Source organism: Streptomyces sp. NPDC002809, assembly GCF_040295435.1.
GTDB lineage: Bacteria > Actinomycetota > Actinomycetes > Streptomycetales > Streptomycetaceae > Streptomyces.
Genome location: NZ_JBEOVJ010000013.1, coordinates 49,544 through 75,344, shown reverse-complemented (window position 1 = coordinate 75,344; position 25,801 = coordinate 49,544). Strand labels below are relative to the sequence as shown.

At 71.3% G+C, this 25,801-nt stretch carries 27 protein-coding genes; 15 read left to right on the top strand and 12 right to left on the bottom strand.

Annotated elements, in window-relative coordinates; all coding sequences use genetic code 11:
• The first annotated feature begins 184 nt into the window (after positions 1 to 184).
• From ABT025_RS11440 to ABT025_RS11415, 6 genes are all read left to right on the top strand, one after another.
• Positions 185 to 1,078: a DMT family transporter gene (locus ABT025_RS11440; protein ID WP_350992480.1), complete on the top strand. Its 894-nt coding sequence runs from the start codon at positions 185 to 187 to the stop codon at positions 1,076 to 1,078.
• An 86-nt stretch (positions 1,079 to 1,164) separates the two neighbouring features.
• Complete coding sequence (locus tag ABT025_RS11435) at positions 1,165 to 1,803, top strand: TetR/AcrR family transcriptional regulator (RefSeq protein WP_350992478.1); 639 nt, start codon at positions 1,165 to 1,167, stop codon at positions 1,801 to 1,803.
• A 28-nt stretch (positions 1,804 to 1,831) separates the two neighbouring features.
• Complete coding sequence (locus tag ABT025_RS11430) at positions 1,832 to 2,605, top strand: glucose 1-dehydrogenase (RefSeq protein ID WP_350992476.1); 774 nt, start codon at positions 1,832 to 1,834, stop codon at positions 2,603 to 2,605.
• A 33-nt stretch (positions 2,606 to 2,638) separates the two neighbouring features.
• A complete protein-coding gene (locus tag ABT025_RS11425) occupies positions 2,639 to 3,151 on the top strand; it encodes an NUDIX domain-containing protein (protein ID WP_350992474.1) in 513 nt (170 codons plus the stop codon).
• Positions 3,152 to 3,194: 43 nt separating this feature from the next.
• Complete coding sequence (locus ABT025_RS11420; RefSeq protein ID WP_350992472.1) at positions 3,195 to 3,590, top strand: YidH family protein; 396 nt, start codon at positions 3,195 to 3,197, stop codon at positions 3,588 to 3,590.
• Positions 3,587 to 3,898: a DUF202 domain-containing protein gene (locus ABT025_RS11415; protein ID WP_350992470.1), complete on the top strand. Its 312-nt coding sequence runs from the start codon at positions 3,587 to 3,589 to the stop codon at positions 3,896 to 3,898. The genes ABT025_RS11420 and ABT025_RS11415 overlap by 4 nt, the downstream gene beginning before the upstream one ends.
• A gap of 15 nt (positions 3,899 to 3,913) precedes the next feature.
• Here the strand turns inward: ABT025_RS11415 and ABT025_RS11410 are convergent, their stop codons facing one another.
• Complete coding sequence (locus tag ABT025_RS11410; RefSeq protein ID WP_350992468.1) at positions 3,914 to 4,855, bottom strand: NADP-dependent oxidoreductase; 942 nt, start codon at positions 4,853 to 4,855, stop codon at positions 3,914 to 3,916.
• A 68-nt stretch (positions 4,856 to 4,923) separates the two neighbouring features.
• A complete protein-coding gene (locus ABT025_RS11405; protein ID WP_350992466.1) occupies positions 4,924 to 6,213 on the bottom strand; it encodes a glucarate dehydratase family protein in 1,290 nt (429 codons plus the stop codon).
• 154 nt (positions 6,214 to 6,367) lie between these two features.
• Here ABT025_RS11405 and ABT025_RS11400 point away from each other — a divergent pair, with 154 nt between their 5' ends.
• Together ABT025_RS11400 and ABT025_RS11395 are read left to right on the top strand one after the other, a co-directional pair.
• Positions 6,368 to 7,396, top strand: a complete 1,029-nt coding sequence (locus tag ABT025_RS11400) for a phosphotransferase family protein (protein ID WP_350992465.1) — start codon at positions 6,368 to 6,370, stop codon at positions 7,394 to 7,396.
• 8 nt (positions 7,397 to 7,404) lie between these two features.
• Positions 7,405 to 8,619, top strand: coding sequence for an acyl-CoA dehydrogenase family protein (locus ABT025_RS11395; RefSeq protein WP_350992464.1), 1,215 nt, complete (start codon positions 7,405 to 7,407; stop codon positions 8,617 to 8,619).
• 314 nt (positions 8,620 to 8,933) lie between these two features.
• On the opposite strand, the gene ABT025_RS11390 is transcribed toward ABT025_RS11395, so the two are convergent.
• On the bottom strand, positions 8,934 to 9,098 hold the full coding sequence (locus tag ABT025_RS11390; RefSeq protein WP_350992462.1) for a hypothetical protein: 165 nt from the start codon (positions 9,096 to 9,098) through the stop codon (positions 8,934 to 8,936).
• A 74-nt stretch (positions 9,099 to 9,172) separates the two neighbouring features.
• Here ABT025_RS11390 and ABT025_RS11385 point away from each other — a divergent pair, with 74 nt between their 5' ends.
• Positions 9,173 to 10,051 (top strand): LysR family transcriptional regulator, encoded by an 879-nt coding sequence (locus ABT025_RS11385; RefSeq protein ID WP_350992460.1) that lies wholly within the window; start codon positions 9,173 to 9,175, stop codon positions 10,049 to 10,051.
• Positions 10,052 to 10,057: 6 nt separating this feature from the next.
• On the opposite strand, the gene ABT025_RS11380 is transcribed toward ABT025_RS11385, so the two are convergent.
• The 3 genes from ABT025_RS11380 to ABT025_RS11370 are packed head-to-tail and all read right to left on the bottom strand — an operon-like array spanning position 10,058 to position 13,107.
• The gene (locus ABT025_RS11380) at positions 10,058 to 10,651 is read right to left on the bottom strand and encodes a TetR/AcrR family transcriptional regulator (RefSeq protein ID WP_350992458.1); all 594 of its coding nucleotides are present in this window, start codon (positions 10,649 to 10,651) and stop codon (positions 10,058 to 10,060) included.
• A gap of 36 nt (positions 10,652 to 10,687) precedes the next feature.
• Complete coding sequence (locus ABT025_RS11375) at positions 10,688 to 12,346, bottom strand: AMP-binding protein (RefSeq protein WP_350992456.1); 1,659 nt, start codon at positions 12,344 to 12,346, stop codon at positions 10,688 to 10,690.
• The gene (locus ABT025_RS11370) at positions 12,343 to 13,107 is read right to left on the bottom strand and encodes an SDR family oxidoreductase (RefSeq protein WP_350992454.1); all 765 of its coding nucleotides are present in this window, start codon (positions 13,105 to 13,107) and stop codon (positions 12,343 to 12,345) included. The genes ABT025_RS11375 and ABT025_RS11370 overlap by 4 nt, the downstream gene beginning before the upstream one ends.
• A 184-nt stretch (positions 13,108 to 13,291) precedes the next feature.
• On the opposite strand from ABT025_RS11370, the gene ABT025_RS11365 reads away from it, so the two are divergent.
• On the top strand, positions 13,292 to 14,569 hold the full coding sequence (locus ABT025_RS11365; RefSeq protein ID WP_350992452.1) for an exo-beta-N-acetylmuramidase NamZ family protein: 1,278 nt from the start codon (positions 13,292 to 13,294) through the stop codon (positions 14,567 to 14,569).
• 108 nt (positions 14,570 to 14,677) lie between these two features.
• Here ABT025_RS11365 and ABT025_RS11360 read toward each other — a convergent pair whose 3' ends face one another.
• Positions 14,678 to 17,524: a penicillin acylase family protein gene (locus tag ABT025_RS11360; protein WP_350992450.1), complete on the bottom strand. Its 2,847-nt coding sequence runs from the start codon at positions 17,522 to 17,524 to the stop codon at positions 14,678 to 14,680.
• A gap of 230 nt (positions 17,525 to 17,754) precedes the next feature.
• Between ABT025_RS11360 and ABT025_RS11355 the strand changes: the two genes are divergently transcribed.
• Positions 17,755 to 18,366, top strand: a complete 612-nt coding sequence (locus ABT025_RS11355) for a hypothetical protein (RefSeq protein ID WP_350992448.1) — start codon at positions 17,755 to 17,757, stop codon at positions 18,364 to 18,366.
• A gap of 66 nt (positions 18,367 to 18,432) precedes the next feature.
• Here ABT025_RS11355 and soxR read toward each other — a convergent pair whose 3' ends face one another.
• Entirely contained in the window at positions 18,433 to 18,918 is a 486-nt protein-coding gene (gene soxR, locus ABT025_RS11350) for a redox-sensitive transcriptional activator SoxR (protein WP_350992446.1), read from the bottom strand.
• A 176-nt stretch (positions 18,919 to 19,094) separates the two neighbouring features.
• Here soxR and ABT025_RS11345 point away from each other — a divergent pair, with 176 nt between their 5' ends.
• Positions 19,095 to 19,556: a MaoC family dehydratase gene (locus tag ABT025_RS11345; protein WP_326735322.1), complete on the top strand. Its 462-nt coding sequence runs from the start codon at positions 19,095 to 19,097 to the stop codon at positions 19,554 to 19,556.
• 97 nt (positions 19,557 to 19,653) lie between these two features.
• On the opposite strand, the gene ABT025_RS11340 is transcribed toward ABT025_RS11345, so the two are convergent.
• The 3 genes from ABT025_RS11340 to ABT025_RS11330 all read right to left on the bottom strand — a co-directional run bounded on the left by ABT025_RS11340 (position 19,654) and on the right by ABT025_RS11330 (position 21,891).
• Positions 19,654 to 20,277 carry a TetR/AcrR family transcriptional regulator gene (locus tag ABT025_RS11340; protein WP_350992443.1) on the bottom strand — a complete coding sequence of 208 codons (624 nt, stop codon included), beginning with the start codon at positions 20,275 to 20,277 and terminating at the stop codon, positions 19,654 to 19,656.
• Positions 20,278 to 20,360: 83 nt separating this feature from the next.
• Complete coding sequence (locus ABT025_RS11335) at positions 20,361 to 20,651, bottom strand: YiaA/YiaB family inner membrane protein (protein WP_350992441.1); 291 nt, start codon at positions 20,649 to 20,651, stop codon at positions 20,361 to 20,363.
• An 88-nt stretch (positions 20,652 to 20,739) separates the two neighbouring features.
• Positions 20,740 to 21,891: an acyl-CoA dehydrogenase family protein gene (locus tag ABT025_RS11330; protein ID WP_350992439.1), complete on the bottom strand. Its 1,152-nt coding sequence runs from the start codon at positions 21,889 to 21,891 to the stop codon at positions 20,740 to 20,742.
• Between the two features lie 64 nt (positions 21,892 to 21,955).
• Between ABT025_RS11330 and ABT025_RS11325 the strand changes: the two genes are divergently transcribed.
• From ABT025_RS11325 to ppk2, 3 genes are all read left to right on the top strand, one after another.
• On the top strand, positions 21,956 to 22,606 hold the full coding sequence (locus tag ABT025_RS11325) for a TetR/AcrR family transcriptional regulator (protein WP_350992437.1): 651 nt from the start codon (positions 21,956 to 21,958) through the stop codon (positions 22,604 to 22,606).
• A gap of 78 nt (positions 22,607 to 22,684) precedes the next feature.
• Positions 22,685 to 23,665: a DMT family transporter gene (locus ABT025_RS11320; protein WP_350992435.1), complete on the top strand. Its 981-nt coding sequence runs from the start codon at positions 22,685 to 22,687 to the stop codon at positions 23,663 to 23,665.
• Complete coding sequence (gene ppk2, locus ABT025_RS11315) at positions 23,631 to 24,560, top strand: polyphosphate kinase 2 (RefSeq protein WP_350992433.1); 930 nt, start codon at positions 23,631 to 23,633, stop codon at positions 24,558 to 24,560. The genes ABT025_RS11320 and ppk2 overlap by 35 nt, the downstream gene beginning before the upstream one ends.
• 160 nt (positions 24,561 to 24,720) lie before the next feature.
• Here ppk2 and ABT025_RS11310 read toward each other — a convergent pair whose 3' ends face one another.
• The gene (locus ABT025_RS11310; RefSeq protein ID WP_350992431.1) at positions 24,721 to 25,800 is read right to left on the bottom strand and encodes a zinc-binding dehydrogenase; all 1,080 of its coding nucleotides are present in this window, start codon (positions 25,798 to 25,800) and stop codon (positions 24,721 to 24,723) included.
• Position 25,801: the final 1 nt, after the last annotated feature.

Sequence of the window (25,801 nt, the reverse complement as noted above, 5' to 3'; positions counted from 1 at the left end):
CCGGCGGAAGGACCGCCCGTCGTCCGTGCGGCCGCTCGCGAAGTTACTCGTGCGTCAGATCTTCGGCACCGGCCGTCCCGGCGTCAACCGCCCGGTCGGCGGCGCTTCGCGCCGCGGGTGTCGTGCCCAGGCGCTATCGTCGACAAAAATCACCCTCTTACGGCCTGACTCGGGGTGGGGAAGCGTGTCGGTGCTGGTCATCGTGCTCTCCGTGAGCGCCGCTTGCTGTCTGGGGTTCGGCTTCGTGCTGCAACAGGCCGCCGCCCGCCGCGCCCCGAAGAGCGACTACCTCTCGCCCCGGCTGCTGCTGGACCTGATGCGGGTGCGCAGCTGGCTGGCCGGCATCGGCCTGATGGTCTGCGGCATGGTGCTGGGCGCCCTGGCCCTGGGCAAGGGTGAGGTCTCCGTCGTCGAACCGCTCCTGGCCACCAATCTCCTCTTCGCGATGGCCCTGTCCCGTCACCGCACCGGTCAGCGGCTGGGCCGGCAGGGCTGGGCGGGGCTCTGGCTGCTGGCCGGCGGGGTCGCCGCGTTCCTGGTGGCGGGCGAGCCGAAGGGCGGGCAGGCGGTGTCGAGTCCGCTGCGGCACTGGCTGGTGATCGGTGTGGTGGTGGGCCTGGCCCTGCTGCTGACCGCCTTCGCCAAGCGCTCACGGTCGGGGGTGTCCCCCGCACTGCTCGCGGTGGCGGCGGGACTGCTCTACGGGCTTCAGGACGCCCTCACCCGCGTCAGCGGGCAGCGGCTCTCGGACGGCGGCTGGGCGGCGCTCGTCACCGGCTGGCAGCCGTACGCGGTGCTGGTGCTGGGGGTGACGGGGCTGATCCTCGTCCAGAGCGCGTTCGAGACGGGCCCGCTGCGGATGTCGCTGCCGGCGCTGACCGCGGCCCAGCCGCTGGCCGGGATCGCGTGCGGGATCGGCTTCATGGGCGACCAGGTGCGCACCGACACGGGCGCGCTGGCCTGGCAGGCCGCGGGACTCGCGGCGATCGTGGCCGGGATCGTGCTGCTGGGGCTGCACCCGGCCATGCCGGAGGGGCCGGTGGGCGGACGCCGTACGCAGAGCCTCCAGCCGCACTGAGAAACCGGGCCTCCCGGTGATGTCCGGTTCCTCACAGTCCTCCGGGCGGCCTGGCAATTAATAATGGCCAGCATTACATTGGCCCCATGGCGAGAACGTCGGGACAGTCGGGACAACAGACCAGGGACAAGCTGATCCGCGCGGCCGAGGAGATCTTCGCCGCTCAGGGCACGGACGGCGCCCAGCTGCGCGACATCGTCGCCCTGGCGGGCCAGAGCAACCCTTCCGCGGTGCAGTACCACTTCGGTTCCCGTTCCGGGCTGCTCGACGCCGTGATGACCGGCCGCCAGGAACGCACCGAGCGGGTCGTCGCACCGCTGCTCGACGGGCTCCCCGGGGACTGCGGCGTACGGGACCTGCTCACCGCTCTGGTGACGGCGGAGGCGAGCCTGCTCGCCGACGACCGGGGCCGCCGCTGTCTGCGGATCTCCGCGCAGCTCAGCCATGAGACCGGGCTGCGGACGGGCGCACTGCACCCCGCGCTGGACGGCACCGCCTACGGACGGCTGATCGGCCGGATCGGGGACCGTCTGGGCGCGCTGCCGCAGCCCGTACGCCTGGAGCGCCTCGACCTGGCGCTCACCCTGATCGGCGCGGCGCTGGCCGACCGGGCCCGCCAAGGGCTCGACGGCACGGAACCACTGACCGGGCAGGAGCTCTTCCTCGCCGACCTCATCGGCACCACCACCGCGTTTCTGCACGCCCCCGCGCCGCACGGCGCGTGAACCACCCGCTCCACAAGAAGGACATGTCATGACCGACAAGAACACCCTCACCGGCCGCACCGTCATCATCACCGGCGCCGCCCGCGGCCTCGGCGCCGAGGCCGCACGCCTCGCCGTGGCGGGCGGCGCGAACGTGGTGATCACCGACGTACTCGACGAGGAGGGCGCCGCCACCGCGGCCGGACTCGGGCCCAGGGCCCGCTTCCTCCACCACGACGTGACCTCGGAGGAGGACTGGCAGCGCGTCGCCGCGTTCGCCCTCGCCGAGTTCGGACGGATCGACGGCCTCGTCAACAACGCGGGGGTCTCGACCGGTCAGATGCTGGAGACCGAGACGGTCGAGCATTTCCGCAAGGTCATCGACATCAACCTGACCGCCGTCTTCATCGGCATGAAGACGGTGATCCCGGTGATGAAGGAGAACGGCGGCGGTTCGATCGTCAACATCTCCTCGGCGGCCGGTCTGATGGGCCTCGCGCTGACCTCCAGCTACGGCGCGTCGAAGTGGGGCGTGCGCGGCCTCACGAAGGTCGGCGCGGTGGAGCTCGGCACGGCGAAGGTACGGGTGAACTCGGTGCACCCCGGCATGGTGTACACCCCGATGACGGCCTCCGTCGGCATCCAGCAGGGCGAGGGCAACTACCCCAACACCCCGATGGGCCGGGTCGGCGAGGCCGGTGAGATCGGAGAGGCCGTCGTGTTCCTGCTCTCGGACGCCGCCTCGTACGTCACCGGCGCCGAACTCGCCGTGGACGGCGGCTGGACCACGGGCCCGACCGTCAAGTACGTCATGGGGCAGTGAACACCGTCGGAGGCCTGATGTTGGATGAGGGGCATGAACCCTTCTGACGAGATCCTGGACATCGTCGACGAGAACGACGTCGTCGTGGGACAGGCCCCGCGCGGGGAGGCGACCGCGCAGGGCCTGCGTCACCGCTGCGTCTTCATCGAGGCCCGGGACGCCGACGGCAAGATCTTCGTGCACCGCAGGACCGCGACCAAGCTGGTCTTTCCCTCCCACTACGACATGTTCGTCGGCGGGGTCGTCGCCGCCGGCGAGTCCTACGACGAGGCGGCACTGCGGGAGGCCGAGGAGGAGCTGGGCGTCACGGGTCTGCCCCGCCCGGAGCCGGTGTTCAAGTTCCTCTACGAGGGCGGTGGCCACACCTGGTGGTCGGCCGTCTACCGGGTACGGTGCGAGCTTCCGGTGAAGCCGCAGGTGGAGGAGGTCGCCTGGCACACCTTCCTCACGGATGCGGAGCTGGAGCGGCGGCTCGGCGACTGGCAGTGGGTGCCGGACGGCCTGGAAAGCTACCGGCGACTCCAGGCGTTCCGGGAATCTTCCTGAACCGGCCGAAGATGCACTCCAAAGTGGCAGATAAGGTCTGTACGTGAACGAATTTGTGCAGAGCCTGCGGCTGTGGTTCGCGCCGCAGCGGATCCGCGAAGAAGGCGACACTCCCGACTACCGCTTCTCGCTCGCCAACGAGCGGACCTTTCTCGCCTGGATCCGGACGGCTCTCGCGCTGATCGGCGGGGGTTTCGCGGTCGACCAGTTCCTGCCCGAGCTGGCTTGGGGCGTCCGCGCGGGCCTGGCGCTCGCTCTGCTTGCGGCCGGTGTGCTGTGCGCGCTGCGGGCCGTCAACCACTGGGTGCGGTGCGAGCGGGCGATGCGCCGGGGCGAGGACCTGCCGGTCTCCCGGTTCCCGACGCTGCTGAGTCTCGCGGTCGCCGTCGTCGCCGTGGCGATGGTGGTGGTGGTCCTCTTCGGCTGGGAGGGCCGGTGAGCACCGGGGAGCGGGATCCCGGCCTGCAGCCGGAGCGGACCAGGCTGGCCTGGCGGCGCACCACGCTCTCCTGCACCGTGGTGGCACTGCTGGCGGGCAAGCAGGCGCTGCACAGCGGGGCCACCCCGGCCGGGGTGGTCGCCCTGTCGTTGAGCGTGCTCGCCTGGCTGGGGTTTCTGCGCGTGGCGAACCGGCGGGTGCAGTGCATGGGGACCGCCCGCCCGCGGACGCTCGGGGCCCGGGAGGCCCTGACGGCCGCGGCGTGCACGGTCGCACTGGCCGTGTTCGCCGCCGCCATGCTGTTCTGAGCCGCGGGCCCGCGGTCAGTCCTCACCCTCCCAGCCCACGGTGACGACGATCTTTCCGCGGGTGCGGCCCTCGGCGTTGAGCCGGTGGGCCTCGGCGGCCTCCGCCAAGGGGAAGACCCGGTCCACATGGACGGAGACGATGCCTCGCTCGGCCAGCTCCGCCAGATGGGCCAGGTCCTTGGCGTCGGGCCGGACGAAGGCGTACTTCCCGCCGTACGAGAACACCTCGTCGTCGACGATGGACGCGAGGCGTCCGTCCGGCGCGAGCGTCTCGGCGGACACCCGCAGGGCTTCACCGCCCACGGTGTCGAAGGCGGCGTCGATCCCTTCGGGAGCCAGCGCCCGCAGCCGGTCCGCGAGCCCGTCCCCGTACGCCACGGGTTCCGCGCCGAGCTGCCGCAGATGGTCGTGGTTGCGTTCGCTCGCGGTCCCGATGACCCGGCAGCCGGTGTGACGGGCGATCTGCACGGCGAACGATCCGACACCGCCCGCCGCCGCATGGACGAGGACGATGTCCCCGTTGCGGATCCGCAGGGTCCGGTGGAGCACCTGATAGGCGGTGAGGCCTGCCAGAGGCAGCCCAGCGGCCTCCTCGAAGCTCAGGCTCAGCGGTTTGCGCGCGAGGGTGCGCACCGGTGCGGCCACGTACTCGGCGAAGGTGCCGCGGCTGAGGAAGTCCTCCCGCACGTATCCGATGACCTCGTCGCCGACGGCGAACTCGTCGACGGCGATGCCGGGCTGGACGACGACCCCCGCCACGTCCCAGCCGGGGATCACCGGGAAGACCGTGTCCAGAGCGGCATCGAGGTGCCCCTCCCGCGCGACACGGTCGACCGGGTTGACGGCCGCGGCCCGCACCTTCACCAGGACGGTGTCGGGACCGACCTTGGGGTCGGGCCGCTCGCCGTATTCCAGGACGTCGGCCCCGCCGTAACTGCTGTAGCTGATCGCCTTCATGTAACGACCCTCGGGGCGTGGCGGGGCGCCCGCAACTCAGGCCGGAGGCGCCCCGGACGGGCCGGCCCTCACCAGCGCGGGACCGATGGCGTCCGCCACCCCGGCTCGGCCTTTCGCATCGCGGCGGCGTCGTCGCGCTCGCGCATCGTGCCGTCGTCGTCGAGCCAGCGGCGGTGCAGTACGGCCAGGCGTTCCCGGTCGAGTTCCACACCGAGGCCCGGGGCGTCGGGGACGGTGAGCCGGCCGTCCTCGAAGACGTGGCGGGTGGTGATGACGTCCTCGCTCTGCCAGGGGTAGTGGCTGTCGCAGGCGTAGTCGAGGTTGGGGACGGTGGCCGCCACGTGCGTCATCGCGGCGAGGCTGATCCCGAGGTGGGTGTTGGAGTGCATGGACAGGCCGACGCCGAAGGTGCGGCAGATGCCGGCCAGTTCGCGGGTGCGGTGCAGCCCGCCCCAGTAGTGGTGGTCGGAGAGGACGACCTGGACGGCGTCCCGGGCGAAGGCCTCCGGGACCTCGGCGAGCGTGGTGACGCACATGTTCGTGGCCAGCGGTACGTCGGTGCCGACGGCGACGGCGGCCATCGCCTCCGTGCCGCTCGCCGGGTCCTCCAGGTACTCGAGCACGTCCTTCAGCTGCTCGGCGACGTACAGCGAGGTCTCGACGGACCAGGCGCCGTTGGGGTCCAGGCGCAGCGGCTGTCCGGGGAAGGCCTCGGCCAGTGCGCGAACCGCGGCGATCTCCTCGTCGGGCGGGAAGACGCCGCCCTTCAGCTTGAAGGAGGAGAAGCCGTACTCACGGGCGAAGCGCCGGGCCTGGGCGACGACTCCGGCCGGATCGACGGCCGCACCCCAGTCGTCGCGTTCGCCGCCGTCCGGGTGCCCGGCCCAGCGGTAGAAGAGGTACGCGCTGTACTCGACGCTGTCGCGGACCTTGCCGCCGAGCAGCGCGTGTACCGGAAGGCCGAGGGTCTTGCCCAGGGCGTCCAGACAGGCCACCTCGAAGCCGGAGACCACCGAGAGCCGCAGCTTGTCCGCGGTCTGGACGCCGCGCAGGCCGCCCGCGTCGACCCGGCCGTCGGCCGCGCGTGAGTCTCCGCACACCTCGGCGGCGAGGGCGAAGAGGCCGTTCACGTCGCTGACCGGGCGTCCGGCCAGCGCCCGGGCGAGCGGCTCGGCCTGCTCGAGGTACTTGCCGTCGCCGTAGGTTTCCCCGATGCCGGTCACACCGCCGCGGGTGACGACTTCCACGATGAGCCGTGGGGTGTACGGCTGGTGGACGCCCTGAGTGTTGAGGAGCGGCGGGTCGGCTATGAGGATCGGGGTCAGCCGGACTTCGTCGATCAACAGCGCAGTATCCATACGTGAACTCTATTCAGAGGTGCGACTGAACGCCAGAGTCCGGCCGCCTTTCGGGCCGGATTCCGCAGATCCGGTTCCGGAAGTTCACTGGACGACATACCGACTGGTCGGCATCATGAACACCGACGTCTTATCCACCCCGGAGGTGCGCACGATGAGCCCAGTCCACCCGCCAGGTCTCGACCTCGACCGCCTGCGCGGACATCTCGACCGCGAGCGGCCGGGCATGGTGAACGGACCGCTCGACGCCGGGCTCATCGAGGGCGGCCGCTCGAACCTGACCTACGTCGTCACGGACACGGACGGCACCGGCCGCTGGGTCGTCCGCCGGCCGCCGCTGGGCCATGTGCTGGCCACCGCGCACGACATGAAGCGCGAGCACCGGGTGATCAGCGCGCTGCACCCGACAGCCGTCCCGGTCCCCGAGACCTTGCTGCTCTGCGAGGACGACTCGGTCATCGGCTCACCGTTCTACGTCATGGAGTACGTCGAAGGCACCCCGTACCGCACGGTGGAGCAGCTCGGCCGGCTGGGCCCCGAGCGCACCCGCAAGGCCGTGCTGGGGCTGGTCGACACCCTGGTGGAACTGCACGCCGTGGACCCACAGGCCGTCGGCCTCGGCGACTTCGGGCGCCCCGAGGGCTTCCTCGACCGGCAGCTGCGCCGCTGGGGCAAGCAGCTGGACGCCTCCCGCAACCGTGAACTGCCCGGTATCGACGAGCTGCACGCGGCACTCGGCCGGCAGCTGCCCGGCTCCCCCGCGCCCACGGTCATCCACGGCGACTACCGCCTGGACAACGTGCTGATCGGGGCCGACGACGAGATCAAGGCCGTCCTCGACTGGGAGATGTCGACGCTCGGCGACCCGCTCACCGACCTCGGGCTGCTGGTGATGTACAGCTCCGACCTGGGCCTGCCCGAGTCGCCGGTCTCCACCACCAGCGGGGCGGCCGGCCACCCTTCCCCCGCCGAGCTGATCGAGCGCTACGCCGTCCGCTCCGGCCGGGACACCTCCGGCATCTCCTGGTACACGGCGTTCGCCTGGTTCAAGCTCGCCGTGATCCTGGAGGGCATCCACTACCGCTACACCCTGGGCCAGACGGTCGGCGGTGGCTTCGACCGCATCGGCGACCTCGTCCCCGTCTTCATCGAGCACGGCCTCACCACCCTCCAGGAAGGCTGATCCACCCCATGGACTTCGCATTCGACGCCCGCACCGAAGAGCTGCGCGCCAAGCTGCTCACCTTCATGGACGAGCACGTCTACCCGGCCGAGAAGACCGCGGACGAGCAGCGCGAACTGCTCGCCTCGCCGTGGGACACCCCGCAGGTGGTCGAGGACCTGAAGGCCGAGGCCCGCAAGCAGGGGCTGTGGAACCTCTTCCTGCCGGACGCCGAGTTCGGCGCCGGGCTGACCAACCTCCAGTACGCCCCGCTGGCCGAGATCCTGGGCCGCTCGCCGCAGTTGGCGCCGACCGCGCTGAACTGCGCGGCGCCGGACACCGGGAACATGGAGGTGCTGGCGCAGTTCGGCACCGAGGAACAGAAGAAGCAGTGGCTGGAGCCGCTGCTGGCCGGGGAGATCCGGTCCGCGTTCGCGATGACGGAGCCGGAGGTCGCCTCCTCGGACGCGACCAACATCGAGACCCGCATCACCCGGGATGGCGAGGACTACGTCGTCAACGGCCGCAAGTGGTACATCTCCGGTGCGATGAACCCGGACTGCGCGATCTTCATCGTGATGGGCAAGACCGACCCGGACGGTGAGGACATCCGCCGCCAGCAGTCACAGATCCTCGTCCCGCGCGACACACCGGGCCTGACCGTGAAGCGCGCCATGAAGGTGTACGGCTACGAGGACCACTACCACGGCGGCCACGCCGAGGTCGTCTTCGACGACGTGCGGGTGCCGGCGGCCAACCTGGTCGGCGAGGAGGGCGGCGGCTTCGCCATCGCCCAGGCGCGGCTGGGGCCGGGCCGGATCCACCACTGCATGCGGCTGATCGGCATGGCCGAGCGCGCCATCGAGCTGATGTGCCGTCGCGCGGTGGCCCGGAACGCCTTCGGCAAGCCGCTCGCCCAGCAGGGCGTGGTGCAGAACTGGATCGCGGACGCCCGGGTCACGGTGGAGCAGCTGCGGCTTCTGGTGCTGAAGACGGCCTGGCTGATGGACACCGTGGGCAACCGCGGTGCGCACACGGAGATCCAGTCCATCAAGATCGCCACTCCGCGCGCGGTGGTGGGCATCCTCGACCAGGCGGTGCAGCTGCACGGCGCGGGCGGGGTAAGTCAGGACTTCCCGCTGGCCGAGCTGTGGGCCGCGGCGCGGACGCTGCGGCTGGCCGACGGTCCGGACGAGGTGCACCAGCGCTCGCTGGCCCGGCGGGAGATCAAGAAGTACCTGTAGGGGGCGGCCCGGCGGCCGGCCGGGGCGGCGGACCACGTCAGCGTTCGCCGGCCCTGATCGGTCTCCGCGATCCGGTGAGCGACGCGGGCAGCAGTCCGGCGACTACGCCCTTCTCCTCGTCGGACGGGGGTACTCGGTGATGCACTCGGCCGGCCGGACCGGCCCCGCGTGGCGCTGCCCGGGGTCCGTGTCCGATGAGCCGGCCCAGGGCGTGGATCCCTTCGTCCACCAGCGTCCGCGTCGTCGGTCGCCGGTCGCGCACCCTGCGGCTCCACCGACACGTTTCGGGCGTTCGTGCTCCCGCCCGCGACGCCTCAGTAGCCGCCGTACGGCACATGGTCGGCGAGCGCCAGTTCGCGGGCGAAGGCCCTCACCCGCAGCAGGCACCTGGCAAGGAGCCGGAGGGGCCTCGGCCGGTGCGGCCCGTAGGCCGCGTTCCACAGGACGGGGACACGCGTCGGAGTCTGGATATGCGCCATGTATCCACTTTCGCCCCGCTGCGGCATTCGGTCCAACAGATGGATTCGCTGGCTGAGATCGCTACCGTAGATGGATGGAGATCCGTCAGCTCCGCCACTTCGTGGCGGTGATCACGCACGGCAGTTTCACCGCCGCCGCCCGCGCCGAACTGATCGTGCAGTCCGCGCTGAGCACCTCCGTCCGGAATCTCGAACGGGAGCTGGGCGCCGATCTGTTCGAGCGGACCGGCCGCCGGGTGGTGCTGACCGAGGCGGGCCGGGCGCTCCTGCCGTCGGCCCGGACGGTGCTGGCCGGGACCGACGCGGCGCGCGACGCGGTGGCCGCCGTCTCGGGGCTGGCCACCGGACGGGTCCGCATCGGCACGATCCAGACGCTGACCTGCGTGGACCTGGCCGCCGAGCTCGCCGCGTACCACCGGCTGTGGCCCGGGGTGCAGATCTCGCTCCGCGAGGCGACGACTCCGGAGCTGGTGGCGGGGGTGCGCGCGGGCGAGCTGGATCTCGCCTATCTGGCGCCGGACGCGGCCGAGCTCCCGGAGGGCGTAGCGGCCTTCGCGTCCTGGCAGGAGGACCTGGTGCTGATCACGGCGCCCGGCCACCGGCTGGCGACCGCCGGACGCACCCTGATCAAGGACCTGGCCGACGAGCCGTTCGTGGACTTCCGCGCGGGAACCGGCCTGGAGACGGCGGTACGACGGCTGGCCGCCCACTGCGGTCTGGAGCGCCGGATCACCTGCGACGTGACACAGATCCGGCTGCTCGTGGACCTCGTCCGGGCGGGCATCGGCGTCGCGATCGTGCCGCGCCGGATCGGCCAGGACGCGGGGCTGCCGTGTGTGAGCATCCGTCAGCCCGAACCGGGCCGGACCGTCGTGCTGGTGGGCCGGGCTCCCCGGCCGCGCAACCCGGCGGCGGAGGCGCTGCTCGGCCGGCTGGCCGGCAGCGGGTCCTGAGCGGCCCTACGGCCGCAACGCGCGGAGCAGCAGGTCGGCGAGGTGGTCGGCGACCTCCTGCTGGGTCAGCGGGCCGTCCGGCCGGTACCAGGTGGACAGGTGGTGGACCGAGCCGAAGTGGTAGTCGACGATCAGGTCCGCCGGGGTCGCCGTGGAGAACACCCCGCTGCGCTGCCCCTCCTCCACCAGTGCCCGGAAGCGCTCGTGGTAGCGGCGCCGCTCCACCCGTACCTGCTTGTTCTTCTCGGGACTCAGGTGGTGCATGGAGCGGAAGAAGATCGACGCGTCGTCGAGGTTCTCGATGGTGGTGACGACCACATCGGCCGCGGCGTCACGCAGCCGCTGCTCGACCGGCGCGTCGGCGTCCGCGAAGGCGTCGAGCCGCTCCTGCTGGAGCCGCAGCACCCGGGCGTACACCTCCTGGAGGAGGTCCTCCTTGGAGCCGAAGTAGTGGTACAGCGCACCCTTGGTGACGCCGGCCGCCTCGACGATCTCCTGGACCGAGGTGCGGTCGTACCCCTGTTCGGCGAAGAGCCGGGTGGCGGCGGCCAGCAGCCGCTGGGGGACGGGGGTACCGCTCCGGTCCGTCGCCTTGGCCATAGCCGCCACCTTCCTTCCGTGCTGTGGTGAACCGTTCTAACGGGGTGAACGCAGTTCCCGCCTGAGGATCTTCCCACTTGCCGTCTTGGGAAGTTCCGTCAGGATCTCGACTTCGCGCGGGTACTTGTACGCGGCGAGCCGTTCCTTGCAGTACGCACCCAGTTCACCGGGTCCGACCGAGGCTCCGGGCCGCAGACTGACATACGCGCGGACCGTCTCACCGCGGTAGGCGTCGGGGACGCCGACGACGGCGGCCTCGCGCACGGCCGGGTGGGTGTAGAGGACATCTTCCACCTCGCGCGGCCAGACCTTGAAGCCGGAGGCGTTGATCATGTCCTTCTTGCGGTCGACGACGTAGAGCCAGCCCTCGCCGTCCATGAAGCCGATGTCGCCGGTGCGCAGCTCGCCGTCGGGGAAGGCGGCGGCGGTGGCCTCGGGCAGCCGCCAGTATCCGGAGACGACCTGAGGACCGCGCACCGCGATCTCGCCCTGCTCGCCGAAGGGCACGTCAGCCCCGTTCTCGTCGATGATCCGCACGACCGTGTCCGGGCCGGGCACGCCCACCGAGAGGGTGCCGGAGACCGGGTCGACGGGCGCCTCGCGCTCCGGCGGCACCGAGGCGCAGGGGGCGGTGCACTCGGTGAGGCCGTAGCCGTTGCGGATGTACGGGCCGAAGCCCGCCCGGAACTTCTCGACGAGCGCGGGCGGCAGCGGTGCGCCGCCGGAGGAGATCACCTGGAAGGACGCGAAGTGCTCGGGGGAGACGCCTGGGGTCGCGGCGAGCGCCATGAAGGCGGTCGACGGGCCGACGGTGTAGGCGGGCCGGTGCTCGGCGAAGGCGTCGAGGACGACGCCGGGGTGGAAGCGGTACGCCAGGACCAGGGTGCCCGCGTTGGTGAGGCAGACGGCCAGCTGGCAGACCATGCCGGTGATGTGGAAGAGCGGGGCGAGGGCGAAGTAGGAGGAGCCCTCGGCGATGGGGTGGCCGGTGCGCTGGCGCTCGGCGTTGACCATGATGTTGCCGTGGGAGTTCATGGCGCCCTTGGGGGTGCCGCTGGTCCCGGAGGTGTAGCTGATCAGCGCAACGTCGGCGGCGGTGAGCTCCCGGCCGGCGGGGGCCGCGATGCCCTGTCGGGCGACGGCCACCAGGTCGTCTGCGTCACCGGCGGCCGGCAGCCGCTCGAAGTTCAGCACCCGCTCGTCGTTCTTCGTCTGGAGGTCGAGCTCACAGGCGGTGACGGCGATCCTGACGGACGGGGCACCGGCGGCGGTGTCCCGCAGATACGCCTCCCAGGCCCGGTCCGAGCAGATCAGCGCCGTGACGTCGGCGTCCTTCAGTACGTGGCCGACCTCTGCGGACTTGTACATCGGGTTGAGCGGGACGACCGTCGCCCCGGCCTTCCAGGCGCCGAGCAGCGCCAGGACGAACTGCGGGGAGTTCTGCAGCATGATCGCGACCCGGTCGCCGCGCTCCAGCCCCCGGGCGGCGAGGTGCCCGGCCACGGAGTCGGAGAGCTCGTCGGTCTCGGCGTAGGTGAGGCGTCCGTCGAAGTAGGCGAGCGCCGGGTGGCCGGGGGCCCGGGCCACGGAGTCGCGGAAGGCGTGCACCAGCGTTTCGGCGGGGCTGACGGGGGCCAGCTGGGCCTCGCTGAGCAGCGGGAGCCAGGGCTTGGCCGCGTAGACGGACTCGCTCATGCGCCGGTCTCCTCCCACTTGCGCTGGAGGTGGTTCATATTGCCGAGCCAGTGGTCGGTGTCCTTGGTGCGGGCCCGGTAGTAGCCGGCTACCTCGGGGTGCGGCAGGACGAGGAACCGGTCCGTGGCCATGGCGTCGAAGAGTGCGTCGGCGACGTCCTCGGGCTCGATCGCGCTGGGGGCGAGGACGAGCTTCCCGGCCGATCCGGCGGCGGTGAGCATGTCCGTACGCACACCCTGCGGGCAGATCGCGTGGACCTTGACGCCGCGGTGGCGGTAGGTGAGGGAGAGCCACTCGGCGAAGGCGACCACGCCGTGCTTGGTGACGCTGTACGGCGCCGCGCCGATCATCGTCAGCAGTCCGGCGGCGGAGGCCGTGGAGACGAACCTGCCGCTGCCGCGCTCCAGCCAGTCCGGGAGCAGCGCCTTCGCCGCGCGGACGTGGGCCATCACGTTGACGTCCCAGGCCGCGGCCCAGACCTCCTCGTCGGCGAAGACGTCGCCGGGCGAGGCGAGGCCGGCGTTGGCGCAGTAGACGTCCACGGTGCCGTCCAGCGCGTCCCGGGCGGCGTCGACGATCCGCGAGGCGTCGCCGGCGACCGCCACGGCGCCGATCTCCTCGGCGAGCGCCTTGATCCGGCTCTCGTCGAGGTCGTTGACCACGACCCGTGCGCCTTCGGCGGCGAATCTGCGGGCCAGTGCGGCGCCGATGCCGCCTCCGGCCCCCGTGACCACTACGCCCGCGCCCTGCACCGTACTCATCGGTCCCGCCTCTCTCAGCCGACTGCACCGGCAGACTAACCGGTCGGTATGTCGTCGGGGAAGGGGTCTGGGCCGCTCATCCGCCACTCCGTGCACAGCAGCCCCGTCCGGCTCGTTCCCTGCGGCCCTCTCGCGCGCTAGCGTGCGTGACCATGACAGACGTCGCGATCATGGAGGTAGCCGAATGAGCCTGTCCAGACGTGGATTGCTGGCCGCCGGCGGTGCGGTGGGAGCTCTCGCGGCGACCGCCGCTTCGGCCGGCCCCGCAGCCGCCCTCCCCTCACCCGGCAAGGGGCACGGCGGCGGACACGGCCGGGTCCGCACCGGCTTCGACCGGCTGGCGGCGGACGGGTACGCGCTGTTGAAGGGGCAGCGGGTCGGCGTCGTCACCAACCCGACCGGGATCACCTCCGACGTCCGGCACATCGTCGATGTGATGCACCCGGACGAGCGCGTGAACCTGACCGCCGTCTTCGGCCCCGAGCACGGATTCCGTGGCACGGCACAGGCGGGCGGCTCGGAGGGGCGCTACGACGACCCGGCGACCGGGCTGCCGGTCTACGACACGTATCTGAAGAGCGGGCAGGCCCTCGCCGACGTGTTCACCGCGTCCGGTGTGGACACGATCGTCTTCGACATCCAGGACGCGGGCGCCCGCTTCTACACGTACATCTGGACGCTGTACGACTGCCTGGAGGCGGCCGCCCTCGCGGGCAAGAAGCTCGTCGTGCTGGACCGGCCGAACCCGGTGACGGGACGCGCGGCTCTCGGGCCCGTGCTCGACCCCGCGTTCGGCACCTTCGTGGGCCGCCGGGAGATCGCGCAGGCGCACGGCATGACGGTCACCGAGCTGGCGCTGCTGTTCAACGGGGAGTTCCTGGCGGACCGTCCGGCCGAGCTGGAGATCGTGAAGATGTCGGGGTGGTCGCGCGCGGACTTCTTCGACGGGACCGGGCTGCCGTGGGTCCCGCCGAGCCCCAACATGCCGACGCCGGACACCGCGCTGGTCTACTCGGGCACCTGCCTCTTCGAGGGCACCAACCTCTCCGAGGGGCGCGGGACGACCCGCCCGTTCGAACTGCTGGGCGCGGAGGGCATCGACCACACCTGGGCGGCCGCGGCGAACGCGCTGAACCTGCCCGGAGTGGCGTTCCGCGAGGCGTACTTCGCGCCGACGTTCTCCAAGTTCCAGGGCAAGACGGTGGGCGGCGTCCAGCTGCACGTCCAGGACCGCGAGGTCTTCGACCCGGTGCGCACCGGGATCGCGCTGCTCGTGACGGCGAAGCGGACCTGGAGCGGGTTCGCCTGGCGGTCCGACAACTGGATCGACAAGCTCACCGGCAACACCCGGGTCCGCACGATGATCGACGCGGGTGCGGACACGGATGAGGTCGTCGGGGCGTGGGCGCAGGACCTGGCCGCGTTCCGGGCCGTGCGCAAGCGGTATCTGCAGTACCGGTGAGGTGATGCCGGGCGGGCCCGCTGGATGCGGGCCCGCCCGGAAGCCCCGGGGTCCTTCGTCCGGATCGGGCCGGACCCCGCGAGCCCGGCACGATCCGGACGAGAGCCCTCAGCGGTGGGCCGGGAACTCGACCACCTGCTGGTACGTCGGGCGGTTCTGCCAGTGGATCGCCTTCTGTGCGATCCCGCCCAGTGCCCGGTGGATGATCGAGTCGGTGCACCACTGCTCACCGGCCTTGCAGTTGGCGTCGGCCGGGTACACCTCGGCCGCCGGCACCGCCGCCGCCTGCTGCAGCGTGGACAGCAGCGCCGCGCGGCAGCTGCTCAGATCGCCGTTGCCGCAGTACGACTTGGCGAGCGGGCCCTTGACCGGCTGTCCCAGCACCTGGCGCAGGTCCTTGTCGGCGAAGCCCCACCAGCCGTACTGGAAGGCCGAACCGCTGTGCGCGCCGCTCGGCCCGTGGCTGGCCGCCGGGGACTCGTCGGTGGCGAGGTTCGCGGTCAGCGCCCCGTACAGATCGTCACCGAGACCCGGCTTGAACTCCGCCTCGATCAGCCTCGGCCACCACGCGTCCATGATCCGCACCGCGTCGGCGTTGCTGTACGTGTGCGAGCCGGGGCTGCTCTCCTTGCGCTGGGCGCCCGACGCCCGCCAGGAGTCGAGTTGCTGGACCACCGCGTTGAGCTCCGGGTCGGTGACCGGCTGGGAGCGGATGACCTTCAGCAGTTCGGGGAGCAGCTGCTCGCCGCGCAGATCGGTGAGCGCGGCGTCCGCCATTGCCCGGGTGAGGGAGGCGCGGGTGACACCGCCCTCCTCAACCAGCTTCGACACCCGGTCGTCGAGCAGATCGGCCCGGTGCACCGCGCTGAGGCCGAAGCCCGCGGAGGCGTACCCCTCGGCCTGCTTGTTGTTCCAGGAGACGTAGTAGTCCTGGCCGCTGGAGTGCGGGTGCTCGGCGAAGGGGGTGTGCTCGGCGGTGTTGGCCGCCGGGTCGTAGCCCTGCCACTCGTACGCCTTCTCGGCCCTGATGGGCAGGGCCGGATCGACGCCGGCCGCGCGGACCGGGTTCATGCCGCTGTTGTAGTAGGCGGCGGTGCGGGAGTCGGCGTAGAACCAGTTGAAGGCGTAGTCGATGTTGCTCGCCGCCTGCTGGAAGGAGGCGGCGTCCTTCACGTACGACGGATCGTTGAGCATCTGGAAGCCGATGATCGAGTCGGCCTCGTGCCGGTAGGTGGTGCGCAGCGAGGTGTACGCGACCGGCTTGCCGTCCACCGTGGCGCGGTGGGTGACGATGCCGTAGCCGGTGCGCCAGACCTGCATCCGGTAGGAGCCCTTCGCCGTGGAGTCGGCGACGGTCGGCTTCCAGGAGTTGGACTTCTCCAGCTTCTCCATGGCGGTGCAGGCGCCGCGGTAGAGGTAGTGCGTGGAGTCCTTGGTGGGGGCGGAGCCGTCGGGCTCGCACAGGCCGACGGCGTAGGTGTCGGTGATGTCCTGGCCCGCCGAGGTGGCGCTCCAGGCGTAGTCCTGGCCGCGCCCCATCTGGATGTACATGCCGACGCCGGCGAAGGAGACACCGCGGGCGCTGATGCCGGGGCCCTGGAGCTCCTGGAGCATCATCAGCTGCGGGGCGAAGTAGCCGGTCTGCGGGCCGAAGACCGCGATCGGGTTTCCGCTCGCGGTGCTCCTGCCGGAGACCAGCAGGGCGTTGGACATGCCCCGCTTCTGCGCGCCGGAGCCCGAGCCGGGCAGCGAGCCCTCCGGGATGACTCCGTCGTCGTAGATGCCCTGGGCCTTCTTGAGCGTGGCGGGAGCCTTGACGGGGGCCTTCGCGTTGGTGCCTGCGGAGCCGGTGCGGTCGTGGATCAGCGGCTCGGTGGTGACGGAGCCGGGATCCGGGAGAGCGGTGCCGACGGCCTTGTCGGGCTTGTTGGCGTACGGGAACGAGGTGCCGTCGTGGACGGTCAGCACGGCCTCGGGGTCGTTGCGCTGACGGAACGACTCCCAGACCTTCGTGCCCTCGGTGACGCCGTACTTCTGCTGGGCGGAGAGCAGCGACAGCGCCGCCTGCACCTCACCGCCACCGCCGCCGCCGAACTGGCCGCCGACGACCGAGGCGATCGAGATCAGGTCGGTCAGCTGGAACGGCTGGATCTCGCCGATGTTGGTGATCGCGTCGATCTTGCCGGTGAGGACGTACTCGCCGGGGAAGTAGCGGCCCTTCTTCGACTTCTCGCGGTAGGAGTTGATGCCGTCGACATACGCCTGCGCGTCGGCCATGGCCTGTTCGCCGCGGGGGCCCTCATGGGTCCTGATGTAGTCGACCTGGGCCTGCAGATCGGCCTCGGTGTACGGGGCCTGCGGCCAGAACTGCTGCTCCAGGCCCTGGTTGGCCAGCGCACCGCCGGCGAACGAGGTCAGCTCCCCGCGGCCGATGTGACGGAAGAGGTCCATCAGCCAGAGCCGGTCCTGTCCGGCGGCGAATCCGGCGCCGAACTCGGTGCCGTAGCGGGTGGTGCCCTTGATGTGCGGGACGCCGGACACCTTGTCGCGGGTGATGGTGACGTCGTCGCGGGGCGAGGTGACGGACTCGACCTGGTCCTTCGCGACGCCGAAGGAGGCGTCGTTGAAGAAGTCGTTCAGCTTCTGGTCGGTGAGGCCCGTATGCCCGGCCACCAGGCCGTCGTAGCGGTCGAGCTGGTCGTCGCTGTGTGCGGGATGGGTGCCGAACGCCTTGTTGCCGAGGATCTCGACGAGGGTGGCGTTGCCGTTCTCGCCGGGCGGCAGGATGTCGTCGCACTGCCCCTGGCAGTAGTCGACGACGGGCACGGGGTCCGCCTCGCTGGCGCCCGCGTGAGGTGCGGAGGCCAGCAGGGACGTGCCGAGGGCGAGAACGGCCGCGACGGTGGCGGCTCTTGTCCTGCCGGTGCGTACGGACATGCGGGTGCGTGGGGGCATGCGTGCTCCTCCGAGAGGCCGATGCGCCGGAGGTTACCGACGGTATGACCCGTGGGTAAGGTGAACATCGGTCACCTTTTCCGAATCGCCACATCCCGTCGCATGACGAGCCGTCATCTCATCAGGTGGACCAACTCGTCATTGGATGGAGCCGATCCGGGCACTCGTACGTCCACTCACTGACGCCGAAGTGCGGGCGACGGAGTACGAGCGACGGAGGTGGCGGCGCCATGGCCGGTTTCCGGAGTCTTGCGAGACAGGTCCGTGATCCGCGGAGCGATCTGGCACTGCGGCGGTACTCGCTGCGCAAATGCCTGGAACGCTTCGCACCGTACGGCCACCGGGCGACCTGGGACCACCTGTGCGTCCGGCACGGGATAGGCCCCGAGGACCGGGCGCCCGACCCGGCGCGGCTGATGCGCGCGCTGGAGGAGCTGGAGAAGGCGCGGGCGGTCTGGCTGGGTTACGAGGCGGGGTTCGCCGAGCGCCGCAGGCGGGAGAAGCACGACGGACTGCGCCGGCCGGGCGCGTTCGACGACTGGCACCGGCGCACCTGGGGCGGGAACGGGGTCGCGCGGTGCGACGACCCGGCCGTCCACCCGGCGGCGCCGCTCGCCGACGTGCTGCTCCGGCTGATCTCGGCCCTGGAGTCCGAGCCGGGTGCGGGCTGCCCGGTGTGCGCCCGGGCCCGCATCATCTGGCGGCAGGACCTGGACAGCGAGCCGTGGTCCGGTCCGGTGTGCACCGGGTGCGGGATCGTGGTGCCGCAGCCCGTGCTCACCCCCGACGCACTGGCCAGGGCCCGGCGCACCCGGCTCAGCGGTCTGGCGACGGCCTCCTGAGGCGCGGAACGGCCCGCCCGGCACCCGGAGACCGCCGGACGGGCCTCCGCTGACCCGCCGGGGCGCTCAGCACCCTTTTGCGGACCGGTTCGCGCCCTTGAGTTCCGGCATCAGGCGCGAACCGCTGATGCGGTCGCCGGAGACGTCGTCCGGGTTGGAGAGCACACAGGTGTCCAGCGACAGGCAGCCGCAGCCGATGCAGTCGGTGAGATGGTCGCGCAGCCTGCCCAGCTGCCGGATCCGCTCGTCCAGCTCGGAGCGCCACGCCGCGGAAAGCCGGGCCCAGTCGTCCCGGTTCGGGGTGCGCTCCTCCGGGAGCTCGGCCAGGGCGTCCCGGATGGTTGCCAGCGGGATGCCGACCCGCTGCGCCGCACGAACGAAGGCGACCCGGCGCAGCGCGTCCCTGGTGTAGCGGCGCTGGTTGCCACTGGTACGACTGCTGCTGATCAGGCCCTTGGCCTCGTAGAAGTGCAGGGCCGAGACCGCGGCGCCGCTGCGCGCGGAAAGCTGGCCGACCGTGAGTTCATGGAGTGTCTGCGGGATCTGGGGCACTCATCGAACCCTACGCGGCCCACTCCCGGCCGGTCCGTCGTTGACAGGAACGCACCCGCCAACCATGCTGAGCAAGCGCTTAGACAGGCTGGCGGTCGCGGGCGGTTGCGCCTCCCGGTCACCGGCCGGACGGGCGACGACGGATGGCCGAGAGCGGGAAGGCAGGGACCAGGGACATGGCAGAGCCGAGGATCTTCACGTCCGCGCAGGAGCTGCGTGACGGTGTGGGCGAGCAGCTGGGACACAGCGACTGGCTGGAGGTCGACCAGAAGAGGATCGACCTCTTCGCCGAGGCCACCGGCGACCACCAGTGGATCCACGTGGACCCGGAGCGGGCCGCGGCCGGTCCGTTCGGCACCACGATCGCGCACGGCTACCTCACGCTCTCGCTGCTGCCGGCGCTCGTACCGCAGGTCATGCAGGTCGAGAACACCAAGATGGGCATCAACTACGGGACCAACAAGGTCCGCTTCCCCTCGACCGTGCCCGTGGGCTCACGACTGCGGGCGACGGCGGTCCTGAAGAGCGTCGAGGAGGCGGGCGGCGGCGTGCAGGTCACCGCCGTCGTCACGGTCGAGCGCGAGGGCGGCGAGAAGCCTGCGTGCGTCGCCGAGTCGGTGTCGCGCTTCTACTTCTGAGCCGGCCGAGGGCGTTGTCCGGGCCCCTGCCGGGGCCGTGGGCAACGCCCTTCCCGCTGCGGACAACGCCCTTCCCGCTCCCCGGGCGGGCGGCGCGTCAGCGCTTGGCCGCGACCATCCGCAGCACGAGCCCGGCGTACAGTTCGCCCACCTCGTCCGGCGTACGGCTGCCCTGGGCGTTGAACCACCGCGCCACGTCGATGCAGAGCGAGAGCACGGCGAGCGCGGTGCCCGGCACGTCGGGGACGTCGAACTCCCCGGCCGCCACACCCTCGCCGATGATCCGGCGCACCGCCGCGTCGCTCCTGCGGCGCAGTTCGACGATCTCGGTGCGGTGCTCCGGGCCGAGCGCGTCGAGCTCGTACTGGACCACGCGTGCGGTGGTGTGCCGCTCGGCGTGCCAGCGGACGAAGGCACGCACGGCACCGGCAAGCCGCTCGGTGGCCGTGCCCTCGCCGTCGGCGGCCGACTCCAGGAGCGTCAGGGCCCGGTCGTGACCGATCCTGCTGATCCGGTGGAGCAGCTCTTCCTTCGTCTTGTAGTGGATGTAGAGCGCGGCGGGGCTCATTCCGGCGCGGCCCGCGATGTCCCGGGTGGTGGTCGCGTGGTACCCGCGCTCGGCGAAGGCGTCGACGGCCGCGACGAGGAGCCGCCGGGCGGCCTCGGGCGTCACTTCGGCCCACGGCGTGTTCTCGCCGTCGGTCTCCTCCGCCGTGCTCATCGTCGGTCGCCCCTCTCAGTCAGCAGGACGAACACCATACCCCGATCCTGAGCAAGCGCTTAGAGGGTCGAGGGGTGAGATGGTCAACGCTTCTGGAAGGGGTCGTGCTCCGCGAGGATCTTCTCCAGCCGGGCCTGGTCGACCCGGCTGACGATCTGACCGGCCTCCTGCCGGTCCCGGATCACCTTGGCCAGCGTGAAGGCGGACGTGACGAGGTAGAGAACGCCGATGGCGAGGAAGCCGCGCACCCAGCCGTCGGCGTCGAGGAAGTAGATCCCGAGGGCGACCGCCGCCATCGCCACCCCGAAGGACGCGACGGCCTGTCCGTAGAAGGCCGCGGTGCTCTGTTGCTTGACCGATGTCGTCTCACTCATGCCGCTCAGCATCGGGCGGCGTGGCGCACGCCACATCCGCCCGCGTACTCAGGCCGGTACTCAGACGCCCGTTCGGGTGACGCGGGAGTCAGAAGGCGGAGACCCCCGTCAGGGCGCGGCCGATGATCAGCTTCTGGATCTGACTGGTGCCCTCGTAGAGCGTCATCACGCGGGCGTCGCGCAGCAGCTTGCCGACCGGGTACTCGTCGATGTAGCCGTAGCCGCCGAAGACCTGCACGGCGTTGTTCGCGGCGCGGACGGCCGCCTCGGAGGCGAAGAGCTTCGCCTGGGACGCGGCGGTGGCGAAGGGCTCGCCGCGGTCGATCAGGTCGGCCACCCGCCAGGTCAGCAGGCGGGCGGCGTCGACGTCCACGGCGATGTCGCTGATGAGTTCCTGGACGAGCTGGTAGCTCGCGATGGACTTGCCGAACTGCTCACGCTCGACCGCGTACCCCACGGCCGCGTCCAGGGCGGCCTGCGCGATGCCGACACAGCCCGCGGCGACCGACATCCGCCCCTTGGCCAGCGCGGACATGGCGAGGGAGAAGCCCTTGCCCTCGGGGCCCATGAGGGCGGTGGCGGGGACGCGGACGTCCTCCAGCACCAGTTCGGCCGTCGCCTGGCCGCGCAGGCCGAGCTTGCCGTGGATGGTGCGCCGGGTGAGGCCGGGGGTGTCGGTGGGCACCAGGAAGGCGGATACGCCCTTGTGGCCGGGGGCGTCGTTGGTGCGGGCGAAGAGCAGCACCACATCGGCCCAGGTGCCGTTGGTGATGAACATCTTGCTGCCGTTGATGACGTAGTCACCGCCGTCCCGCACGGCCTTCGTCGTCAGGTTCCCGGCGTCCGACCCGGTGCCGGGTTCGGTGAGGCCGAAGCAGCCGACCGCGTCCCCGGAGGTCAGCCGCGGCAGCCACTGCCGCTTCTGCTCCTCGTCGCCCCAGGCGGCGATGGTCTTGGCGACCAGCCCCAGAGAGACGGAGACGATTCCCCGGACCGAGGAGTCACCGCGGCCGAGTTCCTCGGTCACCAGGCAGTAGGCGAGGTGGTCGCCGCCCGAGCCGCCGTACTCCTCGGGGACGGTCAGACCGAGGAAGCCGAGGGAGCCCAGCTTCTTCACGATCGACTTGTCGACGTCCTCGGCCCGGTCCCACTCGACGACGTACGGGGCGACGTCACGGGCGACGAAGTCCTTGGCGAGCTGCCGGACGGCTTCCTGCTCCTCGCTGAGCTCCAGGTTCATCCTTCGACTCCCCACGTTAATTAGCACTGCTAGTTTTAGATCCGCAGGGCCTACTATGTGCCGCATGGCCCGCCCGCGCAAGCCCCTCCTCAGCAGAGCCCGCATCGTCGAGACGGCGAGCGCGCTCGTGGACGCCGAGGGGCTCGACGCGGTGTCGACCCGCCGACTCGCGGCCGAGCTGGGGGTCAGCGGGCCGTCGCTCTACAACCACTTCCGCAACAAGGACGAGATCCTGGACGCGGTAGCCGACTCCGTCTCCGCGCAGGTCGATCTGTCGATGTTCGACGAGTCCGACTCCCGCGACTGGCGGGCAGCGCTGCACGACTGGGCCGTCTCCTACCGTGCGGCGCTCAGCGCGCATCCGCACATCGTCCCGGTGCTCGCCCAGGGCCCCGGCCGCCGCCCGGCCGGCCTGCGGGTCGCCGACGCCGTGTTCGGCGCGATGGTCCGCGCGGGCTGGCCGCCCGCCCAGGCCACCTACATCGGAGCCCTGATGCGCTACTTCGTCACCGGATCGGCGCTCGGCTCGTTCGCCCGGGGCTTCGTGGACGACGAGACGGCGTACGACCCGGCCGACTACCCGCACCTGGGCCAGGCGCATCTGCTGGCGGAGCGCCGCCAGAAGGTCGACGAGGGGGCCTTCGAGACGGGGCTGCGGGCGCTGATCGACGGGCTCGCCCTCCAGTACGCGCCTCCCGCGCAGGGCGTGCGGTAGAGGGCTGCGCCGGCCGCGTCCGCCGGCCCCACGACAATTCGGTGGGCGCCGAACCGTCCTGGCCCTACGGTCTGGACCATGACGACGCCCCCTTCCCCCGCCACACCCCCGGAGCACCGTGACTGGCGGGCCACTGCCGCCGCCTGCACCACCGTGGTGCTCTGGGCCTCCGCCTTCGTCTCCATCCGCAGCGCGGGCGAGGCCTACTCCCCCGGCGCGCTGGCTCTCGGGCGGCTGCTGGCCGGCTCCCTGGCTCTCGGCACCCTCCTGCTCCTGCGACGGGAGGGTCTGCCGCCGCGGGCCGCCCTGCCGGGAATCCTCTGGTCCGGGCTGCTGTGGTTCGGCCTGTACATGGTGGTACTCAACTGGGGTGAGCAGCAGGTGGACGCGGGCACCGCCGCGATGGTGGTGAACATCGGCCCCCTGCTGATCGCCCTGCTCGGCGCCCGGCTGCTCGGCGAGGGGCTGCCGCGCCGGCTGCTGCTGGGCACGGGCGTGTCCTTCGCGGGCGCGGCGGTGGTGGGACTCTCCATGTCGGGGCACGGGAGCTCCTCCGTGCTGGGTGTGGTGCTCTGCCTGCTGGCCGCGGTGGCGTACGCGGGCGGAGTCGTCGGCCAGAAGCCCGCGCTGCGGCACGGCTCGGCGCTCCAGATCACCACGTTCGGCTGCCTGGTCGGCACCGTGACCTGTCTGCCGTTCGCCGGTGCGCTGGTGTCGGACGCGGCCGACGCACCCTTGTCGGCCACCCTGAACATGGTCTACCTGGGGATCTTCCCGACCGCGCTGGCCTTCACCACCTGGGCCTACGCGCTCGCGCGCACCACGGCCGGACGGATGGGTGCCACCACCTACGCGGTGCCCGCGCTCGTGGTTCTGATGTCGTGGCTGCTGCTGGACGAGGTGCCCGCGCTGCTGACCGTCGCCGGCGGACTGCTCTGCCTGGCCGGGGTGGCGGTCTCCCGGAAGCGTCCGCAGACTGGTGCGACGCGGAGGAATCCGCCCCCGCAGGTGGAAGGACCCACTCATGACGCGCAGCGCCAGGCAGCGGACCGGCCGTAAGAAGGCGAAGGGGGCCGACGGCCCGGCTCTCGTGACGCCCGAGGGCCGGCCGGGTGACGCCTGGCGCGAGGACTATCCGTACGACACGAAGCTCGGCCGCAAGGAGTACGACAAGTCCAAGCGTGCCCTGCAGATCGAGCTGCTGAAGCTCCAGCACTGGGTCAAGGAGCACGACGAGCGGCTCGTCATACTCTTCGAGGGGCGGGACGCCGCCGGCAAGGGCGGCACCATCAAGCGGTTCACCGAGCACCTCAATCCCCGTGGTGCTCGGGTGGTGGCGCTGGAGACGCCCACCGAACGCGAGCGCTCCCAGTGGTACTTCCAGCGGTACGTGGCGCATCTGCCGGCCGCCGGGGAGATCGTGATGTTCGACCGGTCCTGGTACAACCGGGCAGGTGTGGAGCGGGTGATGGGGTTCTGCTCGACCCCCGAGTACCTCGAATTCATGCACCAGGCACCGGGGTTCGAGCGGATGCTCGCCCGTGACGGCATCCATCTGGTGAAGTTCTGGTTCTCCGTCTCGCGCAACGAGCAGCGCAACCGGTTCATGAGCCGGCAGACCGATCCGGTGCGGCAGTGGAAGCTGAGCCCGGTCGACCTGGCATCGCTCGACAAGTGGGACGCGTACACCGAGGCCAAGGAGCTGATGCTCTTCCACACGGACACGGCGGACGCGCCGTGGACCGTGGTGAAGAGCAACGACAAGAAGCGGGCCCGGCTGGAGGCGATCCGGCACGTCCTGCACCGCTTCGACTATCCGGACAAGGACGCGAGAGTGGCCGGGGAGCCGGACCCACTGATCGTGGGCCCGGCCTCCCGGCTCTTCGAGCAGGGCGAGATGGAGGCCCGGCTGCTCACCACGGGACGGTCCGGAGCAGGGCCGGGGAACGACTGAGGGCTGTTCCGTAGTCCCTGGCGGGCGCACGACGACAGCTACGGCGCCTCGCCGCGTTGTCGGAACGCCCGGACACCTCCAGTATGCGGACGCTGCTCAGCCTTGCGATGCACCGCATCCGACGCCGTGCGCTGATCCACCACGGATTACGGGACAGCCCTCAGAAGACCACCAGGGCCCGGCCGCCCTTTCCGGCGACCATGTTGTCGAAGGCCGCCGGGATGCCGTCCAGCGCGATCCGTTCGGTGACCATCATCGAGAGGTCGAAGCGGCCCGCCCGGATGTGGTCGGCCAGCACCGGCAGATCGCGGGCCGGGTCGCTGTTGCCGTACACACAGCCCGTCAGGGACCTGCCCCAGTGGAAGATCTCCAGGGCGTTGAACGTCACCTGCTGGTCCTTGCCCCCGATGCCGACGACCGTCGTGCGGCCGCCTCGGCGGGTGGACTCCCAGGCGGTACGGATGGTGGCGGCCCGGCCGACGCACTCGACGGCCACGTCCGCGCCCTGGCCTCCGGTGAGCCCCCGGATCTCGCGGGGGGTGGTGGCGGAGGCGATCACGTAGTCCGTGGCACCCGCCCGGCGCGCGAGGTCCTCCTTCTCCGGGGAGACGTCCACCGCGATGATCTTCGACGCTCCCGCGATCCGGGCGGCCTGGAGCACGGCGAGGCCGACGCCTCCGATGCCGAACACGACGACGGACTCGCCGGCGCGGACCTGGGCGCTGTGGTGGACCGCGCCGTATCCGGTCAGAACCGCGCAGCCGAGCAGGGCCGCGTCGGTGAGCGGGATGCCGTCCGGGGCGGGCAGCACGCAGTTGGCGGCGACCACGGTCTCCTGCGCGAAGGCGGCGACGTTCAGTCCGGGGTGCAGTTCGGTGCCGTTCGCGGTGCGGGCGTGGATGTTCGCCGCACCGGCCAGGGCGTTGGTGCAGAGCCAGACCTCGCCGATGCCGCAATGGTGGCAGCTGCCGCAGGACGGCGCCCAGTTGAGGACGACGCCGTCGCCCGGGGCGAGGCCGCCGACACCCTCGCCCACCGAGACGACGGTGCCCGCGCCCTCGTGGCCGAGGACGGCGGGGACGGGCAGCCGCATGGTGCCGTTGGACAGCGAGAGGTCGGAGTGACAGACCCCGGCGGCGGCGAGACGGACGCGCACCTGCCCGGGGCCGGGCTCGGGCAGGGTGATGTCGGTGATCTCCAGCGGAGCTCCGACGGCGGACAGTACGGCGGCGCGGACCACG

Bases quoted from the DNA above. Each gene is read 5' to 3' on its own strand.
- ABT025_RS11325 (WP_350992437.1), top strand. From the start codon at position 21,956: ATGGCCCGCCCGCGCAAGCCCCTCCTCAGCAGAGCCCGCATCGTCGAG.
- ABT025_RS11375 (WP_350992456.1), bottom strand. From the start codon at position 12,346: ATGAGCGAGTCCGTCTACGCGGCCAAGCCCTGGCTCCCGCTGCTCAGC.
- ABT025_RS11330 (WP_350992439.1), bottom strand. From the start codon at position 21,891: ATGAACCTGGAGCTCAGCGAGGAGCAGGAAGCCGTCCGGCAGCTCGCC.
- ABT025_RS11355 (WP_350992448.1), top strand. From the start codon at position 17,755: ATGGCCGGTTTCCGGAGTCTTGCGAGACAGGTCCGTGATCCGCGGAGC.
- ABT025_RS11435 (WP_350992478.1), top strand. From the start codon at position 1,165: ATGGCGAGAACGTCGGGACAGTCGGGACAACAGACCAGGGACAAGCTG.
- ppk2 (WP_350992433.1), top strand. From the start codon at position 23,631: ATGACGCGCAGCGCCAGGCAGCGGACCGGCCGTAAGAAGGCGAAGGGG.
- ABT025_RS11430 (WP_350992476.1), top strand. From the start codon at position 1,832: ATGACCGACAAGAACACCCTCACCGGCCGCACCGTCATCATCACCGGC.
- ABT025_RS11395 (WP_350992464.1), top strand. From the start codon at position 7,405: ATGGACTTCGCATTCGACGCCCGCACCGAAGAGCTGCGCGCCAAGCTG.
- ABT025_RS11320 (WP_350992435.1), top strand. From the start codon at position 22,685: ATGACGACGCCCCCTTCCCCCGCCACACCCCCGGAGCACCGTGACTGG.
- ABT025_RS11365 (WP_350992452.1), top strand. From the start codon at position 13,292: ATGAGCCTGTCCAGACGTGGATTGCTGGCCGCCGGCGGTGCGGTGGGA.
- ABT025_RS11345 (WP_326735322.1), top strand. From the start codon at position 19,095: ATGGCAGAGCCGAGGATCTTCACGTCCGCGCAGGAGCTGCGTGACGGT.
- ABT025_RS11425 (WP_350992474.1), top strand. From the start codon at position 2,639: ATGAACCCTTCTGACGAGATCCTGGACATCGTCGACGAGAACGACGTC.
- ABT025_RS11410 (WP_350992468.1), bottom strand. From the start codon at position 4,855: ATGAAGGCGATCAGCTACAGCAGTTACGGCGGGGCCGACGTCCTGGAA.
- ABT025_RS11400 (WP_350992465.1), top strand. From the start codon at position 6,368: ATGAGCCCAGTCCACCCGCCAGGTCTCGACCTCGACCGCCTGCGCGGA.
- ABT025_RS11405 (WP_350992466.1), bottom strand. From the start codon at position 6,213: ATGGATACTGCGCTGTTGATCGACGAAGTCCGGCTGACCCCGATCCTC.
- ABT025_RS11335 (WP_350992441.1), bottom strand. From the start codon at position 20,651: ATGAGTGAGACGACATCGGTCAAGCAACAGAGCACCGCGGCCTTCTAC.
- ABT025_RS11380 (WP_350992458.1), bottom strand. From the start codon at position 10,651: ATGGCCAAGGCGACGGACCGGAGCGGTACCCCCGTCCCCCAGCGGCTG.
- ABT025_RS11370 (WP_350992454.1), bottom strand. From the start codon at position 13,107: ATGAGTACGGTGCAGGGCGCGGGCGTAGTGGTCACGGGGGCCGGAGGC.
- ABT025_RS11390 (WP_350992462.1), bottom strand. From the start codon at position 9,098: ATGGCGCATATCCAGACTCCGACGCGTGTCCCCGTCCTGTGGAACGCG.
- ABT025_RS11360 (WP_350992450.1), bottom strand. From the start codon at position 17,524: ATGCCCCCACGCACCCGCATGTCCGTACGCACCGGCAGGACAAGAGCC.
- ABT025_RS11340 (WP_350992443.1), bottom strand. From the start codon at position 20,277: ATGAGCACGGCGGAGGAGACCGACGGCGAGAACACGCCGTGGGCCGAA.
- ABT025_RS11385 (WP_350992460.1), top strand. From the start codon at position 9,173: ATGGAGATCCGTCAGCTCCGCCACTTCGTGGCGGTGATCACGCACGGC.